The following is a 24,658-nucleotide window of genomic DNA, read 5'->3' as shown; positions in this document are numbered from 1 at the left end:
ACAGATTTTTGGCAGAAATGAGTCTGATTAGTATCCAATAACGTAAAAGAAGTCTTCTATACTTTTGAAGAATAAAGTGAATTGAATCTGGCACTTGAAGTCGTTCGAAGGAGTTGAGATGACTAACCATCTTGTAGTCATGCATCATGCGTCAAAAAGCTTTGTTGATGGCAAAGAGACACATCGGGTATTGGAGAATGTCGATTTTACCTTAAATAGAGCGTCCAGTGTTGCTCTAACGGGTGCCAGCGGAAGTGGAAAGAGCACGTTACTAAATTTGATTGCAGGCTTTGAACCGTTATCAGAAGGGGTGCTTGAATTAGATGGCGAAAATACTGATGAATGGAAGCAAAATCAATGGAGCGATTTTCGTTGTCAAAAACTTGGCGTGGTTTTTCAGCAATATAACTTACTGACCCCGCTCAATGTGAAACAGAATATCGCTTTTCCTCTGAGCCTGAAGAAACAACGCTGGGATGATTGGTGTGAGTATCTTGTTGAACAGCTTGATATTCATCAATTACTGAACAGGCATGTGGCGTCTCTTTCTGGTGGTCAGCAGCAACGTGTCGCTATCGCCAGGGCCCTTGCTCACAGACCAGAGTTGTTATTGGCGGACGAACCTACAGGTAATCTGGACCACAGTGCCGGACTGGAGGTCATGAGACTCCTTTGCAAGATCACGCAACAAGGGCAAACGGCGGTGGTACTGGTAACTCACAGCCGTGACTGTGCTGAGTTTATGCAGACTCGGTACCATCTGGCGAATGGGCAACTGCATGCTTCGGTCTAGGGTAAATCATGTTAGGGTCACTGTCAGGCTGTTTGCTGCTCATTACAGGCAAGCGCCATTGCAGGCAGCCGCGATTCTCATCGGTATCGTTCTGGCGGTGACACTGTTTGTTGCGGTGCAGGCCATTAATCTTAATGCTAAACGTAGCTATTCGGAAGCGACAGAACAACTCAGTGTGCATGCCAGCAATCTGATTATTCCGTCTCCCGGACAGCGATATCTGCCAGAATCTTTGTATTTCTCTTTACGTCAGTCTGGTCTTAGTGGTGCTCTACCAGTACTGGAGGGCCGTGTCCGTGACGAGCAGGGCAGACGGTTTAATGTCCAGGGAAGTGACCTGGTCGCCGCTATTACAGCGCGACTGCGCTATGAAAGTCCTAATAACGATAGGGGAGTAGGTCTGTTCAGTCCGGATATTCCTCTGGCGAAACTTTTGGCTGGCCAACCCATTGTTATGATGAGTCAGTCTCGATTCAGAGAGCTTGGTTCACCCGAAACGCTGATGCTAGACGGCGTTGTCACTGAAATCAGGGCTGTACCGAATGAATGGCAATTGGGCAGCCGAATATTGATGGATATTGGCTTTGCTCAACAGTTACTTGGTAAGCACGGACAGCTTAGTTATATCGCACTTTTTGAGCCGAACATGAGTTCACAAAGGTGGGAGCCACTGTTGTTAGCTGAGGCTCAGTGGGTAACGAACACACAAAGCAGTGATCTGGGATCTCTTACCGACAGTTTTCATCTCAATCTGACAGCCATGAGCATGCTGGCATTTGTCGTTGGATTGTTCATTGCGTACAACGGTGTTAAATACAGCTTATTGAAGCGAAACCGGTTGTTAGTGCAACTTCAACAGGCAGGGGTGACAGCGACAGTTGTCTTCCTGAGCCTGTTGATCGAGTTGTGTACTCTGGTGGCGTTTGGCACGACCGTCGGTTTTGTTTTTGGTATCCAATTAAGTCACTGGTTACATCCAACGGTCGCGCTTACCTTAGAACAACTTTATGGGGCGACTCTACTGCCGGGAACCTGGCAGTGGCAATGGTGGGCACAAGCGCTGTTTATCACTCTGAGTGCTGCGCTACTGGCATGTTGGCAACACTTCAAACAGCACGTCGAACAGCCTTTGTCTTCTCATGGTGGATTTTATCAGGTACCAATGCATGGGCAGGAAAAGAAGCTATTTGTCGTTGGTGTGCTGCTGCTGGACATTGCGCTGATAGGTGTTTGGGTAAGTGATAATTTTCGTCTGACCATGTTTTGGCTGGGAATGTTAATTATTGCGATGCCATTATTACTTCCTAAGTCTTTGAGTCTTCTGGCTCAGTGGGCACAACGAAGAACGTCCTCTGGCTTAGTACAGTATATGTTTGCGGAGTTGCGTGAGCTTGTTGCGCCACTTTCTTTGGCCATGATGGCATTGTTACTGGCAGTAACGGCCAATATGGGGATGAATACGCTTGTGGGGAGTTTTGAGTCGACGCTGAAACAATGGTTAGAGCATAGGTTACATGCTGATATCTATGTTAGTCCCTCCCAGAGTCAAATGTCAGATGTAGAGCGGGCATTGGAGCAGTTTAACGGTGTCGAACAAGTGTATAAACAGTTTTATGTGCGAGATTCAGTACAAGGCTTACCCGTGCTACTTGGCACTAAGGATACAACCACTCTGGAGCAAACCATGGTATTTAAGTCGAGTATCCCAGAGTTCTGGTCTCAATTTTATGCCGGTAAGGTGGTGGCCATTAGTGAACCAATGTCGGTCAAGCTCAGGTTAACTCTGGGAAGTGAGCTACCCGAGGATGTGTTACCTGACGTCCCTCTTACTATTGGTGCCATCTTCCACGATTATGGCTCTCCCAACGGAGAAGTCCTCATTGCGCCCACGTTATGGTTGAGTCGTGGTTTTTCTCCGCAGCCAACGAGTTTGGGAGTAAAAGTCTCTGCCGACAAGGAGTATGTCTATCAACAGCTTATCGAGCGTCTAGATCTCCATCCAAACCAGCTATACGATCAGGCGCAAATCAAGTCGATAGCGTTGGGTATTTTTTCCAGGACCTTTGCAGTAACGAGTGCACTCAATGGGGTAACTTTGATGGTGGCTGTCGTCGGGTTATTTACCGCTTGTTTCATGATGTTTGAAGCACGTAAGGCAGCTATTGCAAGACTGTATGCGTTAGGAGTTCGACGATCAAAGTTGATGACTCTGGTTATTGGTCAGATCGTTGTACTTGTGATGTTTACGTTGATGCTGGCTTTACCTCTGGGGGCTTTGGTCGGCTATGTGCTCACTGATATGGTGACGCTTCGTGCATTTGGCTGGAGCCTCGACTACCACTGGAGTTGGCGGGATGCAGTAAGTTTGGCTGTGATTACGCTTAGTGTTTCAGTGATTGCGACTCTGCTTCCTTTGTGGCGCTTAGTCAACAAACCAGTCTTATCGAGTCTGCAAAGTGAGGTACTGTAATGAGACGCTGCAGAGCTTGGGTTGTGATTGTTTCCATACTATTGAGTGCTTGTGAAGATAAACAGTCACAGAGCTTTGGGTCCTGGCTTGGTGAAAGCGAACAACAATACCACGCCGTTTCCAAGGGACATCTGATAACCTTTCCTGCAGACCACATGGCGCACGACAGGTTTCGTCATGAGTGGTGGTATTTAACGGCAAATCTGTTCGATGAACAGGGAACAGAATTGGGTATTCAGTGGACTCAGTTTCGTGTCGCTATTGACGCTCAACAGTCGGGTGATAACACGCCCTGGAGTGGCCAGCAGATCTACATGGCCCATAGTGCAGTGACAACCTCCTTGAGTCATGTCGCAGATGAAAAGTGGTCCCGTGTACACCCACAACTGGCGGGCGTGGAAGCGTCGCCACTTCGTGTCTTTCTGGATGACTGGCAGTGGGTTTCGCAAAGTGAAGACTTATTTCCTGCAACGCTTACGGTTGCCTCTGAGAAGTTTGGTTATACATTAGAGTTGGAAAGCAATGCACCCTATCAGCTTCAGGGGCAGAGCGGATACAGTCAGAAGAGTTCCAATGGTGAGGTGGCTTCCTACTATTACAGTCAGCCGTTTATCACTGTTCGAGGGACAGTCACGTTAAATGGAAAACTTCATAAGGTGAAGGGACGAGGCTGGATTGACAGAGAATGGAGCTCACAGTTCTTGCTTGACTCACAGCAAGGTTGGGACTGGTTTGCCTTAAGGCTTGATGAACAAACCAGCCTGGTACTGTTCCAGTTACGTGACGCGCAAAGCGGTGAAGCCAGTTATGCTCAGGGGCGTATTATGGCTCTGGATGGTTCAGGCAGTACTATAGATCAGGAGGAAATCACTCTGAGTGAGATTCATAGGGATACGGTTGATGGACGACAATATCCAACGCAGTGGCGGATTGATATCCCGGCGCATGGTATTGCACTTACTGTCTCAGCGCTAAATCCCGCCGCAAAAATGCCACTGACCGTCCCATACTGGGAGGGGCCTGTACGAATAGATGGGAGCCATACGGGCACAGGGTACATGGAGCTTACCGGATACGAGTAGCGAATTAAAACCCGCATCTCGATACGGTGTGGTGGGTTAAAGACCCTTGTATCTGCGGCTTTTCATTTGGACGTCAAACGTTTGTACCGAGATATCGTCACTCCAATAATCGGCATGCCAGCCTGCTTTTTGCTTAAGGTGGTTGAGAAAATCCCTTGGTGCGGGTAGTGCTTCCCATACTTGGGGTAAAAATAGTGCGCTTCTGTAACCATCTGACAAGATAACACCACATTTTCTGTGCTCTAGATAGAAGACCAATTCCTGTTCAGTCCCAATTGTTAACGGGTGGGGAGTGGTGAGCACTGATACTTCTATCGTCAGGTCGTCAATTTGGTCCCGCTGCAGTGGCGCAAAGCGTCTATCCTGACACGCGGCAGACCATGTTTTTCTTTCCACTTCCAATACTAAGGGAATTTGGGCTACCACTGTTCCTATGCATCCTTGTAATTCTCCACCCACATGCAGGGTCACAAAGCAGGCACCGGGGTTCTGAAGCGCCTCCGGGTAGTCCTGAATCAGGATTTTGGGTAACGGTAATTGATTGATATAGCAATGGATAGTGCGCTCGACAATATCCAACAGCATGGACAACTCGGAGTCACTGAATGTGTCACTGGCAGATTGTGTAGCTGACATAACCGACGACCCTTTGTTTGTCACCATATTGAGTATCTCCTGAGTTGACTCTGGACAGCCGTGTCAAATGATAGCCGTGAGCGCGAATGATGTAATTAGCCGCGTTGATTCCGGTCGAGCCACACGCTTCGTAAGGTGAAATATCGGTGCTACCTGACTCGATTTCTCTACAAGTTCTCTCATCGATCTTATTGCATTCACTGTAGCTATGGAAGTGACTCAAATCTGAGCTGACCACTAAAAGAGTGTGTGGGTCCCAAAGTGGCTCTATCATCCGGGCGACTTGTTCTGCGGTGACGTCACACGTGACAATAGGGAGCAAAGTAAATTGGCCGAGACATGTTTGCAAAAATGGCAGGTGAACTTCAAGGCTGTGTTCCAGTTGGTGGGCCTGATCACTGACGATGATGTTGGCGTCTTCCATTAGTGCGGCTACTCCCTGTTGATCGATCGCCACATTGCCAAGTGGCGTCGAAAATTGCTCAGCTTTGGGGATAGCACAGCCCTCGAAGGCAACGCGATGGCTAGGGCCAACGAGAATAACCCGAGAGATTTGGTCGGCAATGGGTTTCAGCAATCGATAAGCGAGCCCCGCGGTACGGCCTGAAAAAACATAACCGGCGTGGGGGACGATAAGGCCTCTGATGGAACCGCATGTCGCAGGGTCAATTGCAGGTTCGCCCCCTTGGTCAATGTCATCTGATAGCAACTGACGGAGGTCTTGTGTCAGTTGCGCTGGGTCGTCGCTGTAGAAGCGACCTGCTACAGCGGGAGGTCGTATCGTCATGGTAAACACTCATGTCACGTAAAAGAAATATGCCTATATACTCAAGTAAACTCGCCCTTTGGGAGCTCATCAAGGTGCTCATTTCTGCGTCAAATAGCTTCGAAAGGGAATAGCCATTTCTTCAACTATTTTCCTTGAACTGAACTCCTTGATGAAGCTCTGAGTCCAGCATCTTGAGGTCACTTGAGTATATACTGATAGTATAGTTATTATGCAGACAAGGGTGTGAGATGACCGAAATGAACACACGTCACCCGACGCGATATTGGCAGGCACAAGACGATGGACGTGTCATGTGCACGCTTTGTCCTAGGTTCTGTACTTTGAGAGACGGCAAACGAGGGGCATGTTTTGTGCGTCAGGCGCTGGACGGAGAAATTGTTCTGACCACGTACGGCCGATCCAGTGGATTTTGTATTGACCCGATTGAGAAAAAACCACTTAACCATTTTTATCCCGGGAGTTCGGTACTGTCGTTTGGTACTGCGGGCTGTAATTTGGGGTGCAAGTTCTGTCAAAACTGGAACATCAGTAAATCGCGTCAAATCGATACATTAAGCACTCAGGCCACGCCTGAGCAAATTGCACAATCAGCGTTAAAGTATGCAAGTGAGAGCATCGCTTTTACCTATAACGATCCTGTGATTTTTCTCGAATATGCGGTGGACACGGCCATTGCCTGTCGAGAGGTGGGTGTGAATACCGTTGCCGTGACAGCTGGTTATATTTGCGAACAACCACGAGAGGAGTTTTTCTCGGTGATGGATGCGGCCAATGTTGACTTGAAAGCCTTTACCGAACGGTTTTATCGAAAACTTTGCAGTGGTCAACTGGCACCAGTATTGGAAACGCTGAAGTACCTTAAAGATGAGACTGATGTTTGGTTTGAGATTACCACATTATTGATTCCGGACGAAAATGACTCCCCTCAGGAAATTGATGCCATGACAGGTTGGATTATGGATCATTTGGGACCCGACGTTCCTTTACATTTCACGGCCTTTCATCCCGATTTTAAATTGCTGGATAAACCCCGTACACCGGCCGACACATTGGTTTCAGCCAGAGAGATCGCCTTGAAGAACGGCATGCATTACGTTTATGTTGGCAATGTACACGATCAGGCTTGTAGTAGCACATATTGTCCAGGATGCGGTGAAATGGTACTAGCTCGAGATTGGCATCAATTGGGTAAGCGCTCTTTGTCTCATAGCGGTGTTTGCGAAAACTGTGGCTATCAAATTGCCGGGCGCTTCGCTAACTATAGTAAGCCGTTCGGTCGTAGGCGAATTCCCGTTAATATTACTTGAGACAACTGCCTCATTGATAAGACTTTAGTCTGAATTTATTGCAGTAAGGCTTCCCAGTATCTACCTTAAGTTAATGAGCAAAAGAACAATATGAGGAAGCGAAGATGGATATCGTAGTGATGCTTACTAATGGCCACTTTGGTGTTTTGGAAGACTGTGATCACTTGAATCTTGAGGGTGAGATGGTGGAGTGTTGGGTTGAAGAAAACGATGGGTTTGAACTCAAAACTGCACTGGTGGAACGAGTACTGTAGATGAAAGCCTTAATACTTCCGTTGTTGCTTGGCTTGCTAGTCGCTTACGATTGGTCATTTTCACGAGATTCATTGAATGGAGACGACTTTGTGACCTCTTTCGACAAAGCCACCCCTAACCAAAATGATGTGTCCTATCATCTGGACAGGTTAACGGCAAACCCCGAGCAGTTTAAAGCTGCTATGACCTACTACCATTTGGCTATTTTGGTGACAGACAAAGAGATAAAGGATAAACAGCAGCGTTTGGCCCTTAAAAAGCAGCTCGACAGGAAACGTCAGGATGTGATTGACAGTTACCGATATTCCGACAACGACCTGACTACTTATGATGAGGTTCTTAAGTACGTAGCCAGCGCGATTACTGCGGATGAAGAGCGTTACAACCATTGGTATCAAATCCAGTTAGCGGGGCAGAAAGATGTCCATCAGCGAATTGTCAAAGTGAACGATATGCATGCCAGTTATACGTTCTGTCACCTTGGCGCCTATTGTTAATCGACAACCAAGCGAGGGCGATTGCCCTCGCTTTTTTTCTGCTGTTTGACCACCACAGCGTTATTTTTTTATCACCAAATTGAGTAAAAACAGTAGAGCTATTGGGAACAAAGATGCGACAAGCATCCAGGTCCAGCCTTGAGTGAACAGGACAATACCCGCGCCAAGTGACCCTGAAGCCTGAAAAGCCGTGATTGAAAAATCATTGACAGCCTGAACTTTGAAACGCTCACTTGGTTTATAGGTCTGAGGTAATAAAGACGTCCCTCCAATAAAGAGGAAGTTCCAGCCGACACCCAACGCCACTAATGCCCACCAATAGTGATGAACGGAGTGGCCAAGCAATGCGATGGCAATACAAGCAAGAAAGATCGCACAACCAAGGGTGATGAGTTTGTAAATACCGACACGCTTTATAATCATAGGAGTGATGAGTGAGGGTAGGTACATAGCCATGACGTGACTCTGAATCACCCATTTAGCGCTCTGAATATCATGTCCGTGTCCCGACATTGCAAGTGGGGTTGCTGTCATGAGAAAAGCCATTACAGCATAAGCCGTCAATCCCGAGCCTATAGCAAGCCAGAGCAGAGGTTGTTTAAACAGCGTGAGGAGGTCTCTCGCGTCACCATCCTGAGATTGGTTCTCTTTTATATCAAGAGGTTTCATTGCTAAAGCAAGAAGAGCAGCGCCGATAAGCTCCAGAGCACCTAGTGCTGCGTAAGCGCGGGCATACTCAGACACAAAGATGGTAATCGTCTGACCAATATTAAGCAGTTCTGGTCCCACCCATGCAGCAGCTATACCACCCACTAACACTAAGCTGATAACACTCGGATGTTGTGAAGGATTTTTACAGCTTTCGATGGCAGCGAAACGATACTGTCCAACATAAGCCAACTGTGTGCCTAACAGAAATGTGCTGACGCAGAATCCCCAGAAGCTGCTCGTTTCAATGCTCCAGGCCGCGAAAAGGGCGCTTATGCTGCTAACGATGGCAGCCAAGACAAAAGCCCGTTTTCTGCCGAGTTTTTTTTGTATCCGGGCCGCAGGAAAAATATTCAGCGATACGCCGACAATTAGCGCTGTGACAGGTAAAGTTGCAAGGGTAGGGTCGGAGTGTAGACTGGCTCCTACTATGCCGCCCAAAAAGACGTTAAGAGCGCCTACAGAGAGGACAAATGGCTGAACCGCAGCAAGCAACCAGGCATTCCATGGCAATGATCTCATTGAATTTCTTTAGTAACATATTAGATAGCGCCTATGGTGAAGGAATTACGATGAAATTCAACTTATATAGCGTAATTATCGCAATTAATGGCCGATAGATTTCGATAACAAATTGACAATAAGAACACCGGAGATGATGAACCCGATTCCAATGACTGCGGGTAGGTCGAGCTTCTGCCCATAAACGAAATAACCGATTGTTGCCACCAGAACAATGCCGGCACCACTCCATATCGCATAGACAATCCCAACAGGCATACTTTTTACGGTTACGGACAGCAAAAAGAAAGCGATACCGTATCCAATAGCCACGACCAAACTGGGCGTGAGCCTTGTGAATTGCTCTGTTTTTGGGATAAATGAAGTTGCGATTACTTCTGCCACAATAGCGATTGAAAGCGCCAGAGTAGGAGGCATAGAAACAAGGGTTTGAAACATAATACAAAACAGCCACATTGTGGGAGTACGAAACCGCTCGTATCCGGCACAGACAGATTATAGATAAATTGTGACGTTTTGATATTGGGATGCGGGTAAATCACTATTACATGAGCGTAATAGTGGGGGTTAAAACGGCTCCGGTCCAGACAGAGCCGTAATAACACATTAAGCTTGTTGTGCTACTTGCGCTCGCTTTTCAAGGAACTTAGCGATTGCAGTAACGCCAGCAATGTACATAGCACCACCCAAAAGTGCTACAGCCATCCAGGAGAAGCCGTGCTCAACCACGTGGTCTTTGTGAAGGATACACATCACTACATAGGCAAACGTAATGTAGCTGAAGGCAAAGTGCGCAATTGGACCCATACCGATGGTCACCAGTACCACACCAGCAACGTAGATATAGAAGGCATTTTCACCACCTACTACAGGCGCCAGGGCTCCCAGAGTCGCAGGGATCAGCATTCCCATTGCAATACCCACAACACCAGCTGCGAAAATGTTCTTAAGCTTACTTAGATCGAATTTTGCTTCAAAGAAGAAGATCAGTGCCAGAAACGCTGGCCACTTATCGTGGATGCCCAGTTTCTGAAGGATAACTGTACCAGTAACGATCCAGATCGTAAGCATTAAGGTTTTTGTGATATGTGCGGAGTTGAATACTTGATTCATTTTAGTTTCTCATTGGAAGGAAAAAACAGCTTGGGCGCGGATTTTATAGGGTCGAATTAGTACGGTCACTAGTGAGAAATTTATAACCATTAAGTAAAGAGGAAGTTGGGTGGTCTTACTAATGGGTTTTATTATTGGTGTGCAATTGTTAACCACGCTGCATTCGAGTGGTGGATGTTTGGATAAGTTTAATAGATACAACTAATTAGAGTAAAAACCCCAAACCGTTGGGCTTGGGGCAGAGCATAATTAAGGCTGTATGAAATACATATCTTTGGCGTAAATATTACCTTTTGGATTATTCACTGGGAAACCTTTTAGGGTATTTCGAACCAATCGGGTATGTTTGTAATAATAAAGCGGAATGATAGGAGTGGCTTCTGCCAGTATGGTTTCGGCTTCATTAAAAAGTTGATACCGTTTGGCTTTATCAGCCGTGACACTGGCGCGTTTCATCAGCTCATCAAATTTAGCATCACAAAAGCCGCTTTCGTTTTCCGTATGGTTACACGTGTATGAAGCTAGGACGGATGAAGGTTCTGCATAGTCACCAAATGACCAGGAGCGAGCTACCTGATAATCACCCAGAGATTTGGCAGATACGTAAGCCTTCCATTCCATATTCTGCAAATTGACCTTCACTCCAAGAGGCTTCCACATAGAAGCTAACGCTAGCGCAATTTTCTTGTGGTTTTCGCTGGTATTGTAAGTCACGGTAAACTCCAGAGGATTGGACTGGTTGAACCCCGCTTCTTCCAACAACTGTTTAGCGTTGGCCAATCGCTCTTCCATGTTTTTATCAGCGTAGGCCATTTGAGGAGCACTATAGCTTGGTATGATAGAAGGCACTGGAGTGTAAGCCGCAACTTCACCCTGACCGGTGATCTTCTCAACCAAGATGTTACGGTCAATGGCTATCGTTAGTGCTTGTCTGACTTTTACGTTGTCAAATGGCGGCTTTTGAGTGTTGAAAGAGTAGATATAAGAGCCCAGCAAAGGCAATCCCTGAATCTGAGAAGGATCCTCTTTAATCAGACGTTGGTATTGTTCTAACTGAATGCGGTTGGTCATATCAATTTCGCCAGACTGGTAACGGATCAGTTCAGCATTTTGAGACGAAAGCCCCAGATAGGTGACGCCTTCGATTACCGTATGTTTATTGTCCCAATAGGCCGGATTTCGTTTTACTTCTACGTACTCATTAGGTACCCACTTAACCAGGGTGTAGGCACCGTTGGTTGCAATATGTTCTGGTTTCGTCCATTGGTCACCAAATTTTTTCACCACGGTCTTAGGAATAGGGAAGAAGGTTTTTACACTCATCAAACTCAGGAAGTATGGGGTTGGCTTAGTGAGAGTCACTTCAAGGGCAGTGTCGGTGATGGCTTTGACGCCAAGCTCAGATGGTTTTAGATCTCCGGCGAGAATGCCTGCTGCGTTAGCCAGGTTGGCGGTTTTGAAATAGTGGCCAGTGTTGTTACCCGTTGATGGATCGACGGCTCGCTGCCATGCAAAAACAAAATCATGGGCAGTCAGCGGAGAGCCGTTTGACCATTTGAGGTCTTCTTTTAATCGAAATGTCACGGTCAGTCCGTCTTTCGATACTTCCCACGACTTGGCTTGTCCGGGAATCATGCGACCATTCAGGTCTTCTATGATCAGACCTTCAAACATATCATTTGCGATGATGTCCCCAGGCATGCCTGAGTTGACAAAGCTTGGATCGATTGTACTTGGTTCTGCACCATTGCCACGAACCAAATGTTGCTCTTGAGCAAGTACAGTGCCATCGGGTACATTTGCTGCCAAAATTGCCGTTGAAGTGAAGGCGAATGCTGAAGCTATTGCCAGAGGGAGAATTTTTTTGGGGGTCATTTTGTACATCCTTTACGTAAAACTTTATCCGTAACTTAACTTTTATAACTAAAAAGTTAAGACTTTAAAATAACCTAGACAAAAAAAATCCCACAAATTTAATGGGTTATTTTATAAATCTCTTTACGTAAAACATCCGGATTCCTTGCGAGCCTAGCTGAAAGGAGGCGTGAGCCATATTTTGAAACAATTGCTCACCAATTGAAGTGGGTTTGCAATCTATTGATAAGGTTATCTACTACAGAAACTGACCAGAGCATGATTAAATAACCTCATGTGATTAGTTGTTCTGTCCACTTTCAATTAAACACATGCATCCAACATAGACATTGTATTGATGTTTTGCCCTGCCACGCTCGTAGCAGGGCTTTTTTTGATCGTTCAGTGAGTGATGAAATCGGCACCCGCTTCATGAGAAAGTGACTGACGCATGGTGTCAGGAATGATACTCCAGTGAATGCCTTCCAGTGCACCGGCAAGGCAAAACAGCAGATTTACACCAGGATGTCTTTCCTGACTTACGCACACCGCTTTGTAAGCATTGACTGGGCCTTGCTCTCGAAGTTCGTCGATGGAGTTTATACCGGCTTTGCGTAGCATTCTTTCCGTTTTGTACTGCATGTTAGGAAGATCTTTGATACGGGTTGGCGTTTCTTTACGAATTTTCTCGACTCGACCAGCCGTCCATACTTCTTCACAAAGAAGGGCAACCTGTTTATCACAGTGCGCAATACAATCTGGCACGGTATAGTAGCTTGAAATGCTTGGGTAGTTGCGTGATGGAGAGCGCCAGTTGAACTCATAAGGAGTGCAGGCTTGCTTCATAAACTCCTGCTTTAGCTTATCATTGGATGCTCTAAGATAGAGCTTGTTGCCCTTAATTAGTGCAAACATTACACCGTCTGATAGCACGCCTTTGCCACCGAAAACAGAGCGGACGTTAATATTTTTGAGCTCAGTGTGCTTCTCTATTGAGTCTACAAAGGATTCCAACATCATATCTCTCTCCTTGAATGCGTCATGAATCGCATATCTTTACAATTGTTGCATAACATCTGTGACCAACGTTGCATTATTCGTTCCATGTTTAGTACTTTAGGGGTAGATAAAGCAAATGGAGAGTCTATGAACGCTAAGGAAACGGTCATCAACTACTGGAAGACGATGGCAAAGAACGATTTTTGCGAAGCCAGTAAGTGTTTGGCGGAAAACGCCGAAGTTATCTGGCCACAATCCAATGAAAAAATTGTCGGGAGAGAGAATTTTGCTGCGGTGAATACGCAGTATCCTGCAAACGGGCCCTGGCAGTTTGACGTCGTGTCGATTGTTGCCGAAGGTGACACCGTGGTGACTGAGGTAGACATTACTGACGGAGAAGTAAAAGCCAAAGCGGTCACGTTCCATACCGTTGTCGATGGCTTAATTGCAAAGCAAGTAGAGTATTGGCCAGATGAGTATCCAGCACCGGAATGGCGCAAACATTGGGTTTGCGCCATTCACTAGTCTAGGCTGCTCCCTTTTTTGGCTCGCGATTGTCCTCCTCAGAAGAGTGGCTTTCACCGTGGGGTGAGTTGTCACTCAATACATCTGCTAGCGTGGACTTCGAAAGGTGGCCCTGCAGGTCTCCCTTTTCGTCTACAACGGGAAGGGGGTGATCGCTGTCTAGGGTTTCCGGGATGACTTCCTCCAATAAGGCATCACTTTTCACTGCTGGTACATCATCGAGCATTTCTTCTGGGATTTCTTTGTGATAATCAGAGCGTTCAACCTGCTCAAGCGCTTCTTGTGTAATCACGCCCTGATACCCATCGTCGTTAACAACATAACCATAATCATGAGAAGAACGGCGCATTTGAGTCAGTGCTTCACCCAGTGTTTCCGCTGTTATACGAGAAACGGGTGGCTGCATTACCGTTTCGACGGTCAGAGCACGCGCTCGGTTTACGTCTTTTACGAATGCTTCGACATAATCATCAGCCGGGTTTAGCAGAATATCTACGGGGATATCCTGTTGAACTACAACACCATCTCGAAGAATGGCAATACGATCTCCTAGCCTTAGTGCTTCATCTAAGTCATGAGTAATGAAGATGATAGTCTTATGCAACTTTTCTTGAAGCTCGATGAGTTGATCCTGCATTTCGCTTCGAATCAACGGGTCGAGTGCGGAAAATGCTTCATCCATCAATAAAATATCGGCATCGGTACACAGAGCTCGGGCTAAACCTACGCGCTGTTGTTGACCACCTGATAATTGGCTTGGGTACTGTTCTTCGTAGCCTTCCAGGCCAACGGTCTTAATCCATTCCTTAGCCTTAGCAAAACGGTCGGCCTTGCTTAAACCCTGAATTTGCAATCCATAAGCAACGTTATCGATAACCGTTTTGTGAGGAAGCAAACCGAAGCGTTGGAATACCATCGACATTTTATGACGGCGGAAATCTCTCAGTTCTTTGTCTGAAAGTTTCATGACATCTGAGCCATCAACAATGATCTCACCTTCAGAGGGGTCAATCAGGCGGTTGAAGTGACGAATAAGTGTGGATTTTCCGGAACCAGATAACCCCATAACAACGAATATTTCACCAGGATAGACGTCGAGATTGATGTCTTGAAGCCCGAGTGTGTGACCGGTACGAGCCAGTAATTCGTCTTTGGTTTCACCATCTTTGACGGCTTGTAGATAGGCTTTGTCCTTGGGTCCAAAAATCTTATACAAGTTTTTTATCTGTATAATAGGTGTAGGTTTAGCCATTATTCTCGCCCTCCTAAATGTGCTTGCGTTCTTTTCGCATAACTTTGTGATACGCGGTCGAAAATGATGGCTAAAGCCACAATCGCTAAACCATTCAGTAATCCAAGAGTGAAATATTGGTTGGTAATCGACTTCAGTACCGGTTGACCTAATCCTTTTACGCCAATCATTGAGGCAATCACCACCATAGCTAGTGCCATCATGATGGTTTGGTTGATGCCTGCCATGATATTGGGCATAGCCAGAGGGACTTGTACACCAAATAATCGTTGAGTTGGACTTGCACCGTAGGCCGTCGCTGCTTCTAAGACTTCTTTGTCAACCAGTCGAATACCAAGATCGGTCAAACGAATGACGGGAGGGATCGCATAGATAACCACTGCAATGACTCCCGGGATCTTACCAATTCCGAGCAGCATAACAACGGGTATCAAGTAGACGAACGCTGGCATGGTTTGCATAATATCAAGGATTGGAGTGATAACTGCCCGCGCTTTTTTGGATTGGGCCATGATGATACCGGTGGGTATCCCAAGCGCTATGGCGACAAAGGTTGAGACGAGAATAATACTCATGGTTCGCATGGTATTATCCCACATACCAAAGAAACCGATTAAGAAAAACGCCACGCCAACAGACGCACTGAGCTTCCATGAACGGCTTGCCAGGTAGGCGAGTCCGACTAAGATACCGAGGATCAACCACCAGGGGCTAGAGAGAAGAAGTTTTTCGAACCAGATAAGAAAGCTTAAGAGAGGGTCAAAGATAGATTCGATTGCATCGCCATATTCGCGAGAAAAGTCGCGGTAAGCACCATCGAGCGTTTTTCGAATATCGAGTAGTTGTTTTCGATCGAGCTGAGGTATTTCACTCAACCAACTGGCATTAGACATCTGTTACTCCTTGATTACTTCTGCCATTAAAGAAGATCCCCTGTCAGGGATCTTCTTTTAGTGTGATTGATTCCAAAGCGCAGCCATCATGGCTTTGAATGGGTCAATCTTTGACGCTAGCTCACCCCAAATCCATGGGGAGTTTGAACCAGTGCGTGTATGTTACTGTTCGTTGTTAACAACGTTTATTGTTTGTTACGTAATAATGAGTGGATACATTACAGGTCTTCGACCGCTTTTTGCACTTTTGCTGCTACGTCTGGTGATAACCACGTTGACCATGTATCTTTATATTCCTTCATAAAGTACTCAACTGCGTATTCACCATCCGCCTGTTCGTCTTCCATCCAAGCCAGCAGACTATTCATTTGAGCATTCGTGAATTCACGCTTGTTGAAATAGGCCATGGCTTCTGGAGATTTCTTTGCAAAGCTATCGGTTACTACTGTCTCTACCGCAGAAGGTGGGTACATGGTTGGCTCCGGTTCAAGACAAGTTTCTTGAGTAATACACTCTTTGAACATAGCCTCATTAACGCCACTACCAAAGTCAACTTTCACCATTTTGTACTTGCCAAGTACTGCAGTCGGCGCCCAGTAGTAGCCAAACCATGCTTCTTCGCGCTCGTACGCTTTAGCAATAGAACCAGAGAGACCAGCACCAGAACCTGGATCGACTAATTCAAAACCAGATTTTTCCAAATCTAGTGCGTTGAATAGGTTGCCCGCTGAGATCTGACAGTTCCAACCTGCTGGACAAGTATAGAAAGCAGATTTGCTAGGGTCTTCCGGGTGGGTGAACTTCTTAGCTTTAGCAATTACACCTTCGATTGTTGCCAGAGTTGGGTCTTGTTTGACCAGATATTCAGGAACCCAGAATCCTTCTTCACCACCATCGGTAAGTGTGGTTCCTGCGTATTGAATCTGACCTTCCTTTACACCCTTATCAAGTGCTTCACGCATAGAGTTACTCCAGAACTCAGGTGCGATGTCAGGTTGCCCTTTGGAGATCATCGATGCTCCAGTAGGCATAGTATCCCCCGGCACTAATTCGGCATCACAGTCGAAACCGTGTTCTAGAATGAATTTATCGATGTTGGCGATAAGTGTGGCTGAATTCCAGTTCATGTCGGCGATAGTGACCGTACCACACTCGTTAGCAGAAGCTGTTTGTAGACTTGATGTAGCAAGTAAAGACGAGAACAATAACGTCCTGGTTAAGCGTTTCATAGTGATCTTCCATATCAGAGTTCACTATTAAGTATATGAAATATGAAAAAATATTACAAATTGCATTCATATGCTGTTCATATTGTAGTGGTTTACGTTTCAACAACAGGAGGTTGATTATGCATCTTTTTGCGTTTTTTTTCGTGTTTTGTTAACCATACAATCGGGATGACGATCATCATTGTACCCATGGCCATGAAAATGTCTGGAACTTCACCAAACCACAATAACCCTACGGCTACTGCACCGATCAGGCCACTATATTCGGCACTAGCAATTTTGTTACTATCGACAGAGCGATAGGTTAAAACACAGGTTGCAGCATAGATCAAAATGAAGCAACTTGATGCTGCCGCTACAGGAAAGGCACTCCAATCCCAAGCCTTGCCCTCAATGGCGACAAGAAGTAGCGATACTGGTATGCCAACCAGGTTGGTAATGAGCAATGTATGCGCGACCGATTGCTGCTTAGGTATCTTGCGAATCAACAGATTATTGACCGCAATGGTGATAGCGACGACAAGAGCGGCCAGCGCGGCAAAGTCGATCTGGTCTGGTCGAATGATGACCAATACGCCCACAAACCCCATCACGGCGGCGGCAATAGTTTGTGAAGAGAGTTTTTCACCAAAAAAAAGTGCGCCAAGAGGTAGCATCATCAATGGAGCCGCATAGAAAATGGCATTTGCCGTCGCAAGCGGCATTGCTGAGATTGCGTAAACCATGAATACCGCACCAAATAGCCAGATGTGAGCGCGCACAATGTGCCAGCGTATGCCTACAGTGAGGTTTTTGGGTTTACTGAGAAGAAAAAAAGGCAACAAAATCAGAACCGCAGACAGTTGGCGAAAAAACACGAACTGAAATACAGCCACGTCGCTACTCACGCTTTTTATAAGTGCGTCAGACAGGACCGCAATTTGGTTTCCGACTACGAGCAAAAGCATCGCTACGCCGACTGACATTGTTTTCATTTTTCTCTCCTTTGCTACTTTACGGGAGCATAAGAGATCTCCTAGGATGAAGTGAAGTGATAAATATTATTTTAGTATGAGTTTATTAGATAATGAAGCTACCTCCTTTAAGAGCTGTTCACTGTTTCGAATCGGTCGCCCGTAATCTGAGCTTTTCTAATGCGGCTGAAGAGTTGAATGTGACGCAAAGTGCAGTGAGTCATCAAATCAGGATTCTGGAAGAGTATCTGGGTGAAAACCTGTTTATTCGACAGGGCAGAAAGCTGTCATTGTCGGACTCGGGGGAACAGTATCTGGAAGAGATCAGCCCGGCAATCGCCTCAATAGCAAAGGCAAGTCAACGTATTCGCGAAGGTGAACAGGGCAGTATACGACTTGCTTTGTACAGTTCTCTCGCGGTTAAGTGGCTGATTCCAAGATTATCAGAGTTTCGAAGACTCTATCCTGAGATCGAGCTAACACTTAATATGGTGGCGGAAGATCCGGAACTGACGGACAGTATTGGTGACTGCTTTATCACTGTTGACCAGCCTAAACGCAATTTTGTCGCGGAACCCTTATACAATGAGGTGCTATTTCCGGTATGCAGCCATAAAATCTGGAAGGAAATACACGACAAACCCTTACCAGAGGCGCTTTGGGATTACCCGATTTTATCCACCGATTCTGTTTACAGGGAGCGCGGCAAAGATTGGTCAAAGTGGTGCGAGGCCGGAGGTTTTCAACTGCCGGATGATGTCGATATTCAACACTTTAGTCATATGCTGTTAGCTGTTGAGGCCGCAAAATACGATCAGGGTATTACGTTTGCTAACGGTTATATGATGACGGAACGTGATTTGCAGGATTTGGTTATGTTGCCATCCCATGGACTGGAAACAGGCGATAGCTTTTATTTTGTCTATAAGAAGAGTCGGGCGAGGCAACCTGAAATCAAGAAATTATCCAGTTGGTTGCAGCAACAGTGCGGCTAACGCTCCTCTTCATCAGAAGAGGAGCTGTCATCGAGTTATGCAGGTTCTTCGACTTGCTCGGTAATGCTGAGCATTTGGGACACTTTGTCGAGTTTAAAGTCTTTTCCTACGGCTAACGTAAACTCACAGAGCCCGACTTTGATGACTACCTCATTGAGTTCAGGGAACTGAGCATGAGGCTTCATAGACAGGTTCTCAATCAGACCTAAACGGATGAAGGTGTGACCAAATTTATAGTTGGCATCCTTTACATCGATGATATGTTTACCCTGGTTGGCAATAATCAGATCGACACCATCAGTCATAATCATCGTGCGCAGTAATTTGTATTGCACGAAGTTATGGTAGAGGTCCATGATACTGGAGCGTTTTCTCTCTGTGAGCCGCATTTCACTCTGATAAGCGAGAATGTGTAGGGGCTCAAGCACTTTCTCTGTGCCACAGTAGAAACTGTAAGTGACTTTATCCAATAAATTGGCATCGTTAAGTTCGCTGGCAACTGGGTAGGCACTTCTTGGTGATATGATTTCTCTTAGCAGCTTAACGACGTGACTGGCGACGTCCTGAGAGACGAGATTGTACTTAATCACCATTTCTCCCTGAATAGACTGTAGTCCAATATAGTTATCTAGAAGGTCGCCTCCGTGAGTTAAGAACAGAACATCGGTGTACCACATTTTCTCAGCCTGAATCCGCTCACCATCTATTTTTAGATGCATAATGAATTCTTTCTGAATAATGACGACTTCTGGGTACAGCAACATGCCTGGCTTCATGTTTCTTCGTTCTTGGTGAACTGGAATTTTAAAGCTGTAAACGGCGCCATCAAAGAAGTGTTTTTGTTCTGAAAACTGCGGAGGAATGTCTTGTTCAGACTGAATTTCGACTAACCAGGGGCCAAACTGGTCATACTCTTTTTTTAGATCGTACATACCCACCTTCCTTGTTGTCTATTATTTGCTCAGTATAACTCTATGTAAAATAATAGCAGGTTGTTGTGATCTCACCCAAAAGACCATACTTTACGAATGGGTAATCTCTCGGTAGAACATAATCTGGGGCGTTTGCTAAACGCCCCAATTCTTCATACTCTGGGTTTAAAACATGACGGCTGCGCCTAAGAAGAAATGATTGGCTGACCCTCTGTAGTCAGTGGGTTTTCCTGTGTTCCATTGATAGGTATCGTTTAAAGTCACATCGTCTCTGTAGGCTTCCAGGTACACTTCTCCCCAAGGTACCGGAGCCCAGGCAGCGCCCACATTGATCATTGATACTTTGGTATTGGTACTGTTGGTCAGTTTATTTTTGTCTAAGGCCCATTCATAGCTGCCATAAAGGCGAATTGCATCGCTTACATAAACATTGGTACCGATTCCGATATTGTCGGTAATGCCCTTAAATGCCGGACTGGCTGCACCGTCTTCAGACATAAAGCGTTCGTATCGGCCTGATAATGAGACTAATCCTTCAGCAAAATGGTGCTCGACAGCAATGGCGTATTGCTTGATGGTGGCATCGGTTGCCGTGATCGCTGCGTTGTCGTCTGGGACGCCAAGCAGGTCGATGAACTTACCGTTAATATTGTTAGACTGGTTGTAGGCGGCGGCGATGTAGGTACCAAAATCAAAGGTGTAGGTTGCGGCGAGACCGAATCCATTGTCAATGGTGATAGCTGGCTGGTCTGTGGTTGGTACGAATACGGAACCAAAATTAAGGCCGTTACCAAATGAGATCTGACTTTCTTTGCGGCTAGCCTGATATTGAAGGCCTAAATAATAGTGGTCACTCTCTTTACTCCACACTACTGTGTTGGCGGTCCTGCGGCTGCCGAGTTCATCGGATTGCATCATGTTAAGACCACCGGCCCAGTAGGCATAATAGCCTTTGTCGGTTTTCATGTACGGGCTTTCCTGACGACCAATTGTAACCTGGCCAAAAGTAGTATGAGCGAAACCTGCATAAGTCTGGCGTTGTTGCAATGCAATGTCGGAGGTATCAGATTGAGTGCCAAAATTGACGTCCCACTCCAGCTTTACAATCGCCGTAATATCACCCTGTTGGTGGGATACGTCAAAGCCAAGGTAAGAACCTGGATCTTCAACGTGAACCACATCACTGTTGTAGTTGTAGCCCGCTGCGTTACCCATTGCCGTCGATGTATCGTAATTGTACTGACTTAGCTGTGCAGCGATGGCGCCATACATCGCGACTTTCGTACCTTCATTGTTGTAAAGTTCGACGGCATTGGTAGAAAAAGTGGCCAAAAGTGCTAATGCGAAAGGATTAAGTTGTATAAAGTTTTTCATGGTTTTCAAGCTTATAATAGGTGTCAAAATCTCTGGGTTTTGTTTAAAACAAAATCCTAATTCCATTAATTTCAGTGCTTAGTTTTTTACGTTGTTTGAATTGTTTCTAATTTGTGATGTTTCTTTATTGAGCCTCCTTGTTTGTTGTTTTCGAGGCAGTCTAATTAATAATTTCAAAGCCATTCATGGTGTAAATCACAATTTATATTTTTATAAATCTCGATGTTTTAATGGTTTCTATGAATGATTGGTGGGTTCATTGATATTTCTAATAGGTTATGGTTGCGTCAAGGAAACAAAGGTGAGCGCGAGAGTACGGTGTAGCGCTGATTTAGAGATTTTGTAGGGGGAATGTAAAAAGCCTCCCGAAGGAGGCTTTGGACGAAAAGGAAGGGATATGAGATTAGAAGAATACCGCTGCGCCCAGGAAGACGTGAGTACCTTTGGAGTTACCGCCAAAGTCGGTCACATTGCCCTCGTTGTCAAAGGTATAGCTTTCGTTTAGTTTGACGTCATCATTATAGCCTTCCAGATACACTTCACCCCAAGGTACTGGAGCCCACGCTGCGCCTAAGTTAAATTGGCTAACTTCGGATTTAGTGGCACCGGATACGTTGTTCTTTTCTTCTGCCATCTCGTAACCGCCGTAAATACGGACAGTTTCGGACACATAGAAGTTAGCGCCCATGCCGAATGTGGTCGTTTCCGTATCAAATGCATTAGCACCGTCTTTGGCGAAGAATTGTTCAAAGCGTGCGGATAGAGACAAGCCGCCTTCCAAGAGGTGCTGCTCAACTGCAATTGCGTACTGTTTGATTTCCGCGTCTGTTGCAGTGTTTTCAATCAGGTCTCCCAAGAGGTCCAAGAAGCTACCGTTGATATTATTGGCCTGGTTGTAGGCAGCCGCAAGATAGGTACCTGTGGACTCAATTGTGTATGCCAGCGAGCCACCAAATCCATCGTCAATGGAGACTGGATTGGCAGGGTCTACAAAAAGCAAACCACCAAAGTTCAGACCGTTACCACCAAAGAAGATATAGTCATCAACATTTCTGGCCGCTTGATACTGTAAACCAACGTACAAATTGTCGAAGTCATTTTGCCAAACGACCGTGTTTGGTGCTCTGCGGCTACCCAACTCATCAGACTGCATCATGTTGAGCCCACCGACCCAGTAAGCATAGTAGCCTTTGTCTGTTTTCATGTATGGACTTTCTTGGCGACCAATAGTCACTGAGCCGAAGTCATCATGACCAAAACCCGCGTAGGTTTGGCGCGCAGTTAGCGCACGGCGATTGTCCAGATCTGTCGCTGTTGAAAAGTCCACGTCCCATTCGATCTTGGCAATGCCATATACACTGCCAAATTGGTGTTTCAAATCAAAACCAAACCATGAACCAGGATCTTCAATTAGTGTCTTGTCGCTGTTATATGCAAGTCCGTAGTCATTGCCAATGATCGAGCTTTTGTCATAGTCATACTTGCTTACATGGGCTGCAATCGCACCATACATATTCGCCGTAGTACCCTCTGCATTATAAAGCTCAATCGCACTCACTTGCGATGCCGCTAATACACTCACTGCTAGAGTTGAAAGCTTAAATAGACCTTTCATAGTTATTCCTTTTATATTTTTCCGTTTTTTTGGATATAAAATCCCCCTTCAAAAATAATTCTATTTTCGAATACCACTATTGGGGGGCATTGTTTGGGATAGTTTTAATTACGTATTGTTAGTTGAACCTTATTGTTAATAGATAAGTAATTTATAATTAGTGTAAGATATTTCTTTCAAACATGCGTTTAACCTCGGTCACATTTATAGGACCGATGATTTGGAAACCATTTGGATATTGAATGGTTTGAGGGGGTGAACTGTTAATATAGGCAATATGTGTTTCTGAGATGTTGCAGTTTGTAACATTGTGGTTGCGGTTTGTTGAGGTTTTTTGGGGTATTCATTACTTTGAGATAGTGGAGAGTAGTCGTTTCATTCCATGTTGATCTAAGTAGCCGTCTGACTTTTTCGTTGCGCGTAGATACTGATACGCAGTAATTATCTGTCTATGTGTCAATTGGTCGCCTTCTGGAAGTGGTGCTGACATTACGCTCTCGTAGGCGATCTGATAAGCTTTCATATCAACAACCTCTGCTTGTCGATATAAGTAGCCGCATCCGGTGGCCAACCATTCTAGTGAGCAATTAGCTTTCATGGCGATTTGGTTAGCTTTTGCTAAGCTTGGTTCACTACCTTTTAAGTATTTACGTATGAGTGCTTCTGATAACTCGACTCGTCGGGCGAATCCGCTAACGCTCTCTTGTCCAATCAGTTCTTGCAGTCTTTCAGCAAAGCTCACAACTTCGTACTCCAGTTCGTTTTTTCGAAGTTTACCCGTTGAGAGGCATAGAAAACAAGACTAGGATGTGGGCAGACTTAAATAAGGAGATGACCAATGGTTTCGAATGTTACCGCTGTTTCGAAAGTGACTATGGCGCCAAGTGGACCAGATGTATCTGAACTGGTTCAAGGATACTGGCGTTTAGCCGATTGGGGTATGACGCCTCAAGAACGTCTGACCTTCCTTAAACAACATATTGAGCTTGGAATTACGACAGTTGACCACGCTGATATCTATGGCAATTACGAGTGTGAGCAGTTGTTCGGAGAGGCTTTAGCTCTGGAGCCGTCGTTACGCGAAGAAATTCAGATTATATCTAAATGTGATATCAAATTATGCAGTGATAAATACCCGAATCGTAAGATTAATCACTACGACACAGGAGCGAAGCACATTTATGAATCGGTAGATAATTCTTTGCAACGTCTTGGAGTCAATGAGTTGGACGTATTGCTTATCCACCGTCCGGACGCACTAATGGATGCGAATGAAGTAGCCGAAGCTTTTAATGAATTGTATAAAATCGGCAAAGTGAGACATTTTGGTGTTTCGAATTTCTCCCCGCGCCAGTTTGATTTGTTGCAGTCTCGTCTGAGCAAAGCATTGGTCACTAACCAGGTAGAAATTAACCCGCTTAATTTTGAAGTTGCCCATGACGGCACGCTTGATCAGTTGCAGCAACACGGTGTCTTGCCTATGGCTTGGTCAACGTTGGCTGGTGGAGAGATTTTTAGTGGCAAGTCCGAACAGGCTAAACGGGTTAGAGCGGAACTGGAGGCTATTCGCGATGAAGTGGGGGCGGCAAGCATTGATCAGGTGATTTATGCATGGGTCAGAAGACTGCCGTCGAGGCCTCTGCCTATTATTGGCTCTGGTAAGATAGAGAGAGTAAAAGCCGCCGTCGCAGCCCTCGAAATAGAACTGACGAGAGAGCAGTGGTATCGGGTTTGGGTTGCATCTAAAGGTCACGGTGTGCCTTAAAATAGTCTGAAGATGGAATAAGAAACCGCACTTGCTGTATTTGGCAGCAAGTGCGGTTTCTTTTTATGGTGCAGTATTTAATAACTCGCTCTGTAATGT

General features: G+C 45.7%; 24 protein-coding genes. 9 read left to right on the top strand and 15 right to left on the bottom strand.

What is annotated here, in order from left to right:
* The first annotated feature begins 118 nt into the window (after positions 1-118).
* From C4S60_RS01335 to C4S60_RS01325, 3 genes are read left to right on the top strand one after another with little or no spacing between them, the layout of a single operon-like run.
* Positions 119-793: an ABC transporter ATP-binding protein gene (locus C4S60_RS01335; RefSeq protein ID WP_103878517.1), complete on the top strand. Its 675-nt coding sequence runs from the start codon at positions 119-121 to the stop codon at positions 791-793.
* Positions 780-3,263, top strand: coding sequence for an ABC transporter permease (locus C4S60_RS01330; RefSeq protein WP_244182985.1), 2,484 nt, complete (start codon positions 780-782; stop codon positions 3,261-3,263). The genes C4S60_RS01335 and C4S60_RS01330 overlap by 14 nt, the downstream gene beginning before the upstream one ends.
* Positions 3,263-4,345 (top strand): lipocalin-like domain-containing protein, encoded by a 1,083-nt coding sequence (locus tag C4S60_RS01325; RefSeq protein WP_103878515.1) that lies wholly within the window; start codon positions 3,263-3,265, stop codon positions 4,343-4,345. Before C4S60_RS01330 ends, C4S60_RS01325 begins: the two co-directional genes overlap by 1 nt.
* A 36-nt stretch (positions 4,346-4,381) precedes the next feature.
* Here the strand turns inward: C4S60_RS01325 and amrA are convergent, their stop codons facing one another.
* Both amrA and amrB read right to left on the bottom strand, forming a co-directional pair.
* Positions 4,382-4,981, bottom strand: a complete 600-nt coding sequence (gene amrA / locus C4S60_RS01320; protein WP_160111314.1) for an AmmeMemoRadiSam system protein A — start codon at positions 4,979-4,981, stop codon at positions 4,382-4,384.
* Positions 4,956-5,768 carry an AmmeMemoRadiSam system protein B gene (gene amrB, locus C4S60_RS01315; protein ID WP_103878513.1) on the bottom strand — a complete coding sequence of 271 codons (813 nt, stop codon included), beginning with the start codon at positions 5,766-5,768 and terminating at the stop codon, positions 4,956-4,958. The genes amrA and amrB overlap by 26 nt, the downstream gene beginning before the upstream one ends.
* A 230-nt stretch (positions 5,769-5,998) precedes the next feature.
* On the opposite strand from amrB, the gene amrS reads away from it, so the two are divergent.
* From amrS to C4S60_RS01305, 3 genes are all read left to right on the top strand, one after another.
* Positions 5,999-7,078, top strand: coding sequence for an AmmeMemoRadiSam system radical SAM enzyme (gene amrS / locus C4S60_RS01310; RefSeq protein WP_103878512.1), 1,080 nt, complete (start codon positions 5,999-6,001; stop codon positions 7,076-7,078).
* Positions 7,079-7,182: 104 nt separating this feature from the next.
* Positions 7,183-7,332 carry a hypothetical protein gene (locus C4S60_RS23610; protein ID WP_167390946.1) on the top strand — a complete coding sequence of 50 codons (150 nt, stop codon included), beginning with the start codon at positions 7,183-7,185 and terminating at the stop codon, positions 7,330-7,332.
* A complete protein-coding gene (locus tag C4S60_RS01305) occupies positions 7,333-7,830 on the top strand; it encodes a hypothetical protein (protein WP_103878511.1) in 498 nt (165 codons plus the stop codon).
* 60 nt (positions 7,831-7,890) lie between these two features.
* Here C4S60_RS01305 and C4S60_RS01300 read toward each other — a convergent pair whose 3' ends face one another.
* From C4S60_RS01300 to C4S60_RS01280, 5 genes are all read right to left on the bottom strand, one after another.
* Entirely contained in the window at positions 7,891-9,060 is a 1,170-nt protein-coding gene (locus C4S60_RS01300; RefSeq protein WP_103878510.1) for an MFS transporter, read from the bottom strand.
* 84 nt (positions 9,061-9,144) lie between these two features.
* Complete coding sequence (locus C4S60_RS01295) at positions 9,145-9,477, bottom strand: SMR family transporter (RefSeq protein ID WP_208623231.1); 333 nt, start codon at positions 9,475-9,477, stop codon at positions 9,145-9,147.
* A gap of 189 nt (positions 9,478-9,666) precedes the next feature.
* Positions 9,667-10,173, bottom strand: a complete 507-nt coding sequence (locus tag C4S60_RS01290; protein ID WP_103878508.1) for a hypothetical protein — start codon at positions 10,171-10,173, stop codon at positions 9,667-9,669.
* A gap of 249 nt (positions 10,174-10,422) precedes the next feature.
* Entirely contained in the window at positions 10,423-12,048 is a 1,626-nt protein-coding gene (locus tag C4S60_RS01285; protein ID WP_103878507.1) for a peptide ABC transporter substrate-binding protein, read from the bottom strand.
* Between the two features lie 381 nt (positions 12,049-12,429).
* Complete coding sequence (locus C4S60_RS01280) at positions 12,430-13,047, bottom strand: TfoX/Sxy family DNA transformation protein (RefSeq protein ID WP_103878506.1); 618 nt, start codon at positions 13,045-13,047, stop codon at positions 12,430-12,432.
* 126 nt (positions 13,048-13,173) lie between these two features.
* Here C4S60_RS01280 and C4S60_RS01275 point away from each other — a divergent pair, with 126 nt between their 5' ends.
* A complete protein-coding gene (locus C4S60_RS01275) occupies positions 13,174-13,551 on the top strand; it encodes a nuclear transport factor 2 family protein (protein ID WP_103878505.1) in 378 nt (125 codons plus the stop codon).
* 1 nt (position 13,552) lies between these two features.
* Here the strand turns inward: C4S60_RS01275 and C4S60_RS01270 are convergent, their stop codons facing one another.
* From C4S60_RS01270 to C4S60_RS01255, 4 genes are all read right to left on the bottom strand, one after another.
* Positions 13,553-14,803, bottom strand: a complete 1,251-nt coding sequence (locus C4S60_RS01270) for a quaternary amine ABC transporter ATP-binding protein (RefSeq protein WP_103878504.1) — start codon at positions 14,801-14,803, stop codon at positions 13,553-13,555.
* Entirely contained in the window at positions 14,803-15,696 is an 894-nt protein-coding gene (locus C4S60_RS01265; RefSeq protein WP_103878503.1) for an ABC transporter permease, read from the bottom strand. Before C4S60_RS01265 ends, C4S60_RS01270 begins: the two co-directional genes overlap by 1 nt.
* 218 nt (positions 15,697-15,914) lie before the next feature.
* Positions 15,915-16,925 carry an ABC transporter substrate-binding protein gene (locus C4S60_RS01260; RefSeq protein WP_103878502.1) on the bottom strand — a complete coding sequence of 337 codons (1,011 nt, stop codon included), beginning with the start codon at positions 16,923-16,925 and terminating at the stop codon, positions 15,915-15,917.
* A 92-nt stretch (positions 16,926-17,017) separates the two neighbouring features.
* Complete coding sequence (locus C4S60_RS01255; RefSeq protein ID WP_103878501.1) at positions 17,018-17,899, bottom strand: DMT family transporter; 882 nt, start codon at positions 17,897-17,899, stop codon at positions 17,018-17,020.
* Between the two features lie 92 nt (positions 17,900-17,991).
* Between C4S60_RS01255 and C4S60_RS01250 the strand changes: the two genes are divergently transcribed.
* Positions 17,992-18,873: a LysR substrate-binding domain-containing protein gene (locus C4S60_RS01250; protein ID WP_103878500.1), complete on the top strand. Its 882-nt coding sequence runs from the start codon at positions 17,992-17,994 to the stop codon at positions 18,871-18,873.
* A 35-nt stretch (positions 18,874-18,908) separates the two neighbouring features.
* Here the strand turns inward: C4S60_RS01250 and C4S60_RS01245 are convergent, their stop codons facing one another.
* The 4 genes from C4S60_RS01245 to C4S60_RS01230 all read right to left on the bottom strand — a co-directional run bounded on the left by C4S60_RS01245 (position 18,909) and on the right by C4S60_RS01230 (position 23,536).
* A complete protein-coding gene (locus C4S60_RS01245) occupies positions 18,909-19,805 on the bottom strand; it encodes a hypothetical protein (protein ID WP_103878499.1) in 897 nt (298 codons plus the stop codon).
* Positions 19,806-19,970: 165 nt separating this feature from the next.
* Positions 19,971-21,179 (bottom strand): porin, encoded by a 1,209-nt coding sequence (locus tag C4S60_RS01240; protein WP_103878618.1) that lies wholly within the window; start codon positions 21,177-21,179, stop codon positions 19,971-19,973.
* A 403-nt stretch (positions 21,180-21,582) separates the two neighbouring features.
* Complete coding sequence (locus C4S60_RS01235) at positions 21,583-22,794, bottom strand: porin (RefSeq protein ID WP_103878498.1); 1,212 nt, start codon at positions 22,792-22,794, stop codon at positions 21,583-21,585.
* 346 nt (positions 22,795-23,140) lie between these two features.
* Positions 23,141-23,536: a DNA-binding protein gene (locus tag C4S60_RS01230; protein ID WP_103878497.1), complete on the bottom strand. Its 396-nt coding sequence runs from the start codon at positions 23,534-23,536 to the stop codon at positions 23,141-23,143.
* Positions 23,537-23,632: 96 nt separating this feature from the next.
* On the opposite strand from C4S60_RS01230, the gene C4S60_RS01225 reads away from it, so the two are divergent.
* Positions 23,633-24,559 (top strand): aldo/keto reductase, encoded by a 927-nt coding sequence (locus C4S60_RS01225; protein ID WP_103878496.1) that lies wholly within the window; start codon positions 23,633-23,635, stop codon positions 24,557-24,559.
* Positions 24,560-24,658: the final 99 nt, after the last annotated feature.

The organism is Vibrio hangzhouensis (assembly GCF_900107935.1).
In the GTDB taxonomy this organism is placed as follows: Bacteria; Pseudomonadota; Gammaproteobacteria; order Enterobacterales; family Vibrionaceae; genus Vibrio; species Vibrio hangzhouensis.
The sequence above is the reverse complement of the archived record's forward strand: the minus strand, read 5'-3'. Positions and strand labels throughout refer to the sequence as shown.

Coding starts and splice junctions, on each gene's coding strand:
- C4S60_RS01335 (WP_103878517.1), top strand. CDS start 119: ATGACTAACCATCTTGTAGTCATGCATCATGCGTCAAAAAGCTTTGTT.
- C4S60_RS01330 (WP_244182985.1), top strand. CDS start 780: ATGCTTCGGTCTAGGGTAAATCATGTTAGGGTCACTGTCAGGCTGTTT.
- C4S60_RS01325 (WP_103878515.1), top strand. CDS start 3,263: ATGAGACGCTGCAGAGCTTGGGTTGTGATTGTTTCCATACTATTGAGT.
- amrA (WP_160111314.1), bottom strand. CDS start 4,981: ATGTCAGCTACACAATCTGCCAGTGACACATTCAGTGACTCCGAGTTG.
- amrB (WP_103878513.1), bottom strand. CDS start 5,768: ATGACGATACGACCTCCCGCTGTAGCAGGTCGCTTCTACAGCGACGAC.
- amrS (WP_103878512.1), top strand. CDS start 5,999: ATGACCGAAATGAACACACGTCACCCGACGCGATATTGGCAGGCACAA.
- C4S60_RS23610 (WP_167390946.1), top strand. CDS start 7,183: ATGGATATCGTAGTGATGCTTACTAATGGCCACTTTGGTGTTTTGGAA.
- C4S60_RS01305 (WP_103878511.1), top strand. CDS start 7,333: ATGAAAGCCTTAATACTTCCGTTGTTGCTTGGCTTGCTAGTCGCTTAC.
- C4S60_RS01300 (WP_103878510.1), bottom strand. CDS start 9,060: ATGAGATCATTGCCATGGAATGCCTGGTTGCTTGCTGCGGTTCAGCCA.
- C4S60_RS01295 (WP_208623231.1), bottom strand. CDS start 9,477: ATGCCTCCTACTCTGGCGCTTTCAATCGCTATTGTGGCAGAAGTAATC.
- C4S60_RS01290 (WP_103878508.1), bottom strand. CDS start 10,173: ATGAATCAAGTATTCAACTCCGCACATATCACAAAAACCTTAATGCTT.
- C4S60_RS01285 (WP_103878507.1), bottom strand. CDS start 12,048: ATGACCCCCAAAAAAATTCTCCCTCTGGCAATAGCTTCAGCATTCGCC.
- C4S60_RS01280 (WP_103878506.1), bottom strand. CDS start 13,047: ATGATGTTGGAATCCTTTGTAGACTCAATAGAGAAGCACACTGAGCTC.
- C4S60_RS01275 (WP_103878505.1), top strand. CDS start 13,174: ATGAACGCTAAGGAAACGGTCATCAACTACTGGAAGACGATGGCAAAG.
- C4S60_RS01270 (WP_103878504.1), bottom strand. CDS start 14,803: ATGGCTAAACCTACACCTATTATACAGATAAAAAACTTGTATAAGATT.
- C4S60_RS01265 (WP_103878503.1), bottom strand. CDS start 15,696: ATGTCTAATGCCAGTTGGTTGAGTGAAATACCTCAGCTCGATCGAAAA.
- C4S60_RS01260 (WP_103878502.1), bottom strand. CDS start 16,925: ATGAAACGCTTAACCAGGACGTTATTGTTCTCGTCTTTACTTGCTACA.
- C4S60_RS01255 (WP_103878501.1), bottom strand. CDS start 17,899: ATGAAAACAATGTCAGTCGGCGTAGCGATGCTTTTGCTCGTAGTCGGA.
- C4S60_RS01250 (WP_103878500.1), top strand. CDS start 17,992: ATGAAGCTACCTCCTTTAAGAGCTGTTCACTGTTTCGAATCGGTCGCC.
- C4S60_RS01245 (WP_103878499.1), bottom strand. CDS start 19,805: ATGTACGATCTAAAAAAAGAGTATGACCAGTTTGGCCCCTGGTTAGTC.
- C4S60_RS01240 (WP_103878618.1), bottom strand. CDS start 21,179: ATGAAAAACTTTATACAACTTAATCCTTTCGCATTAGCACTTTTGGCC.
- C4S60_RS01235 (WP_103878498.1), bottom strand. CDS start 22,794: ATGAAAGGTCTATTTAAGCTTTCAACTCTAGCAGTGAGTGTATTAGCG.
- C4S60_RS01225 (WP_103878496.1), top strand. CDS start 23,633: ATGGTTTCGAATGTTACCGCTGTTTCGAAAGTGACTATGGCGCCAAGT.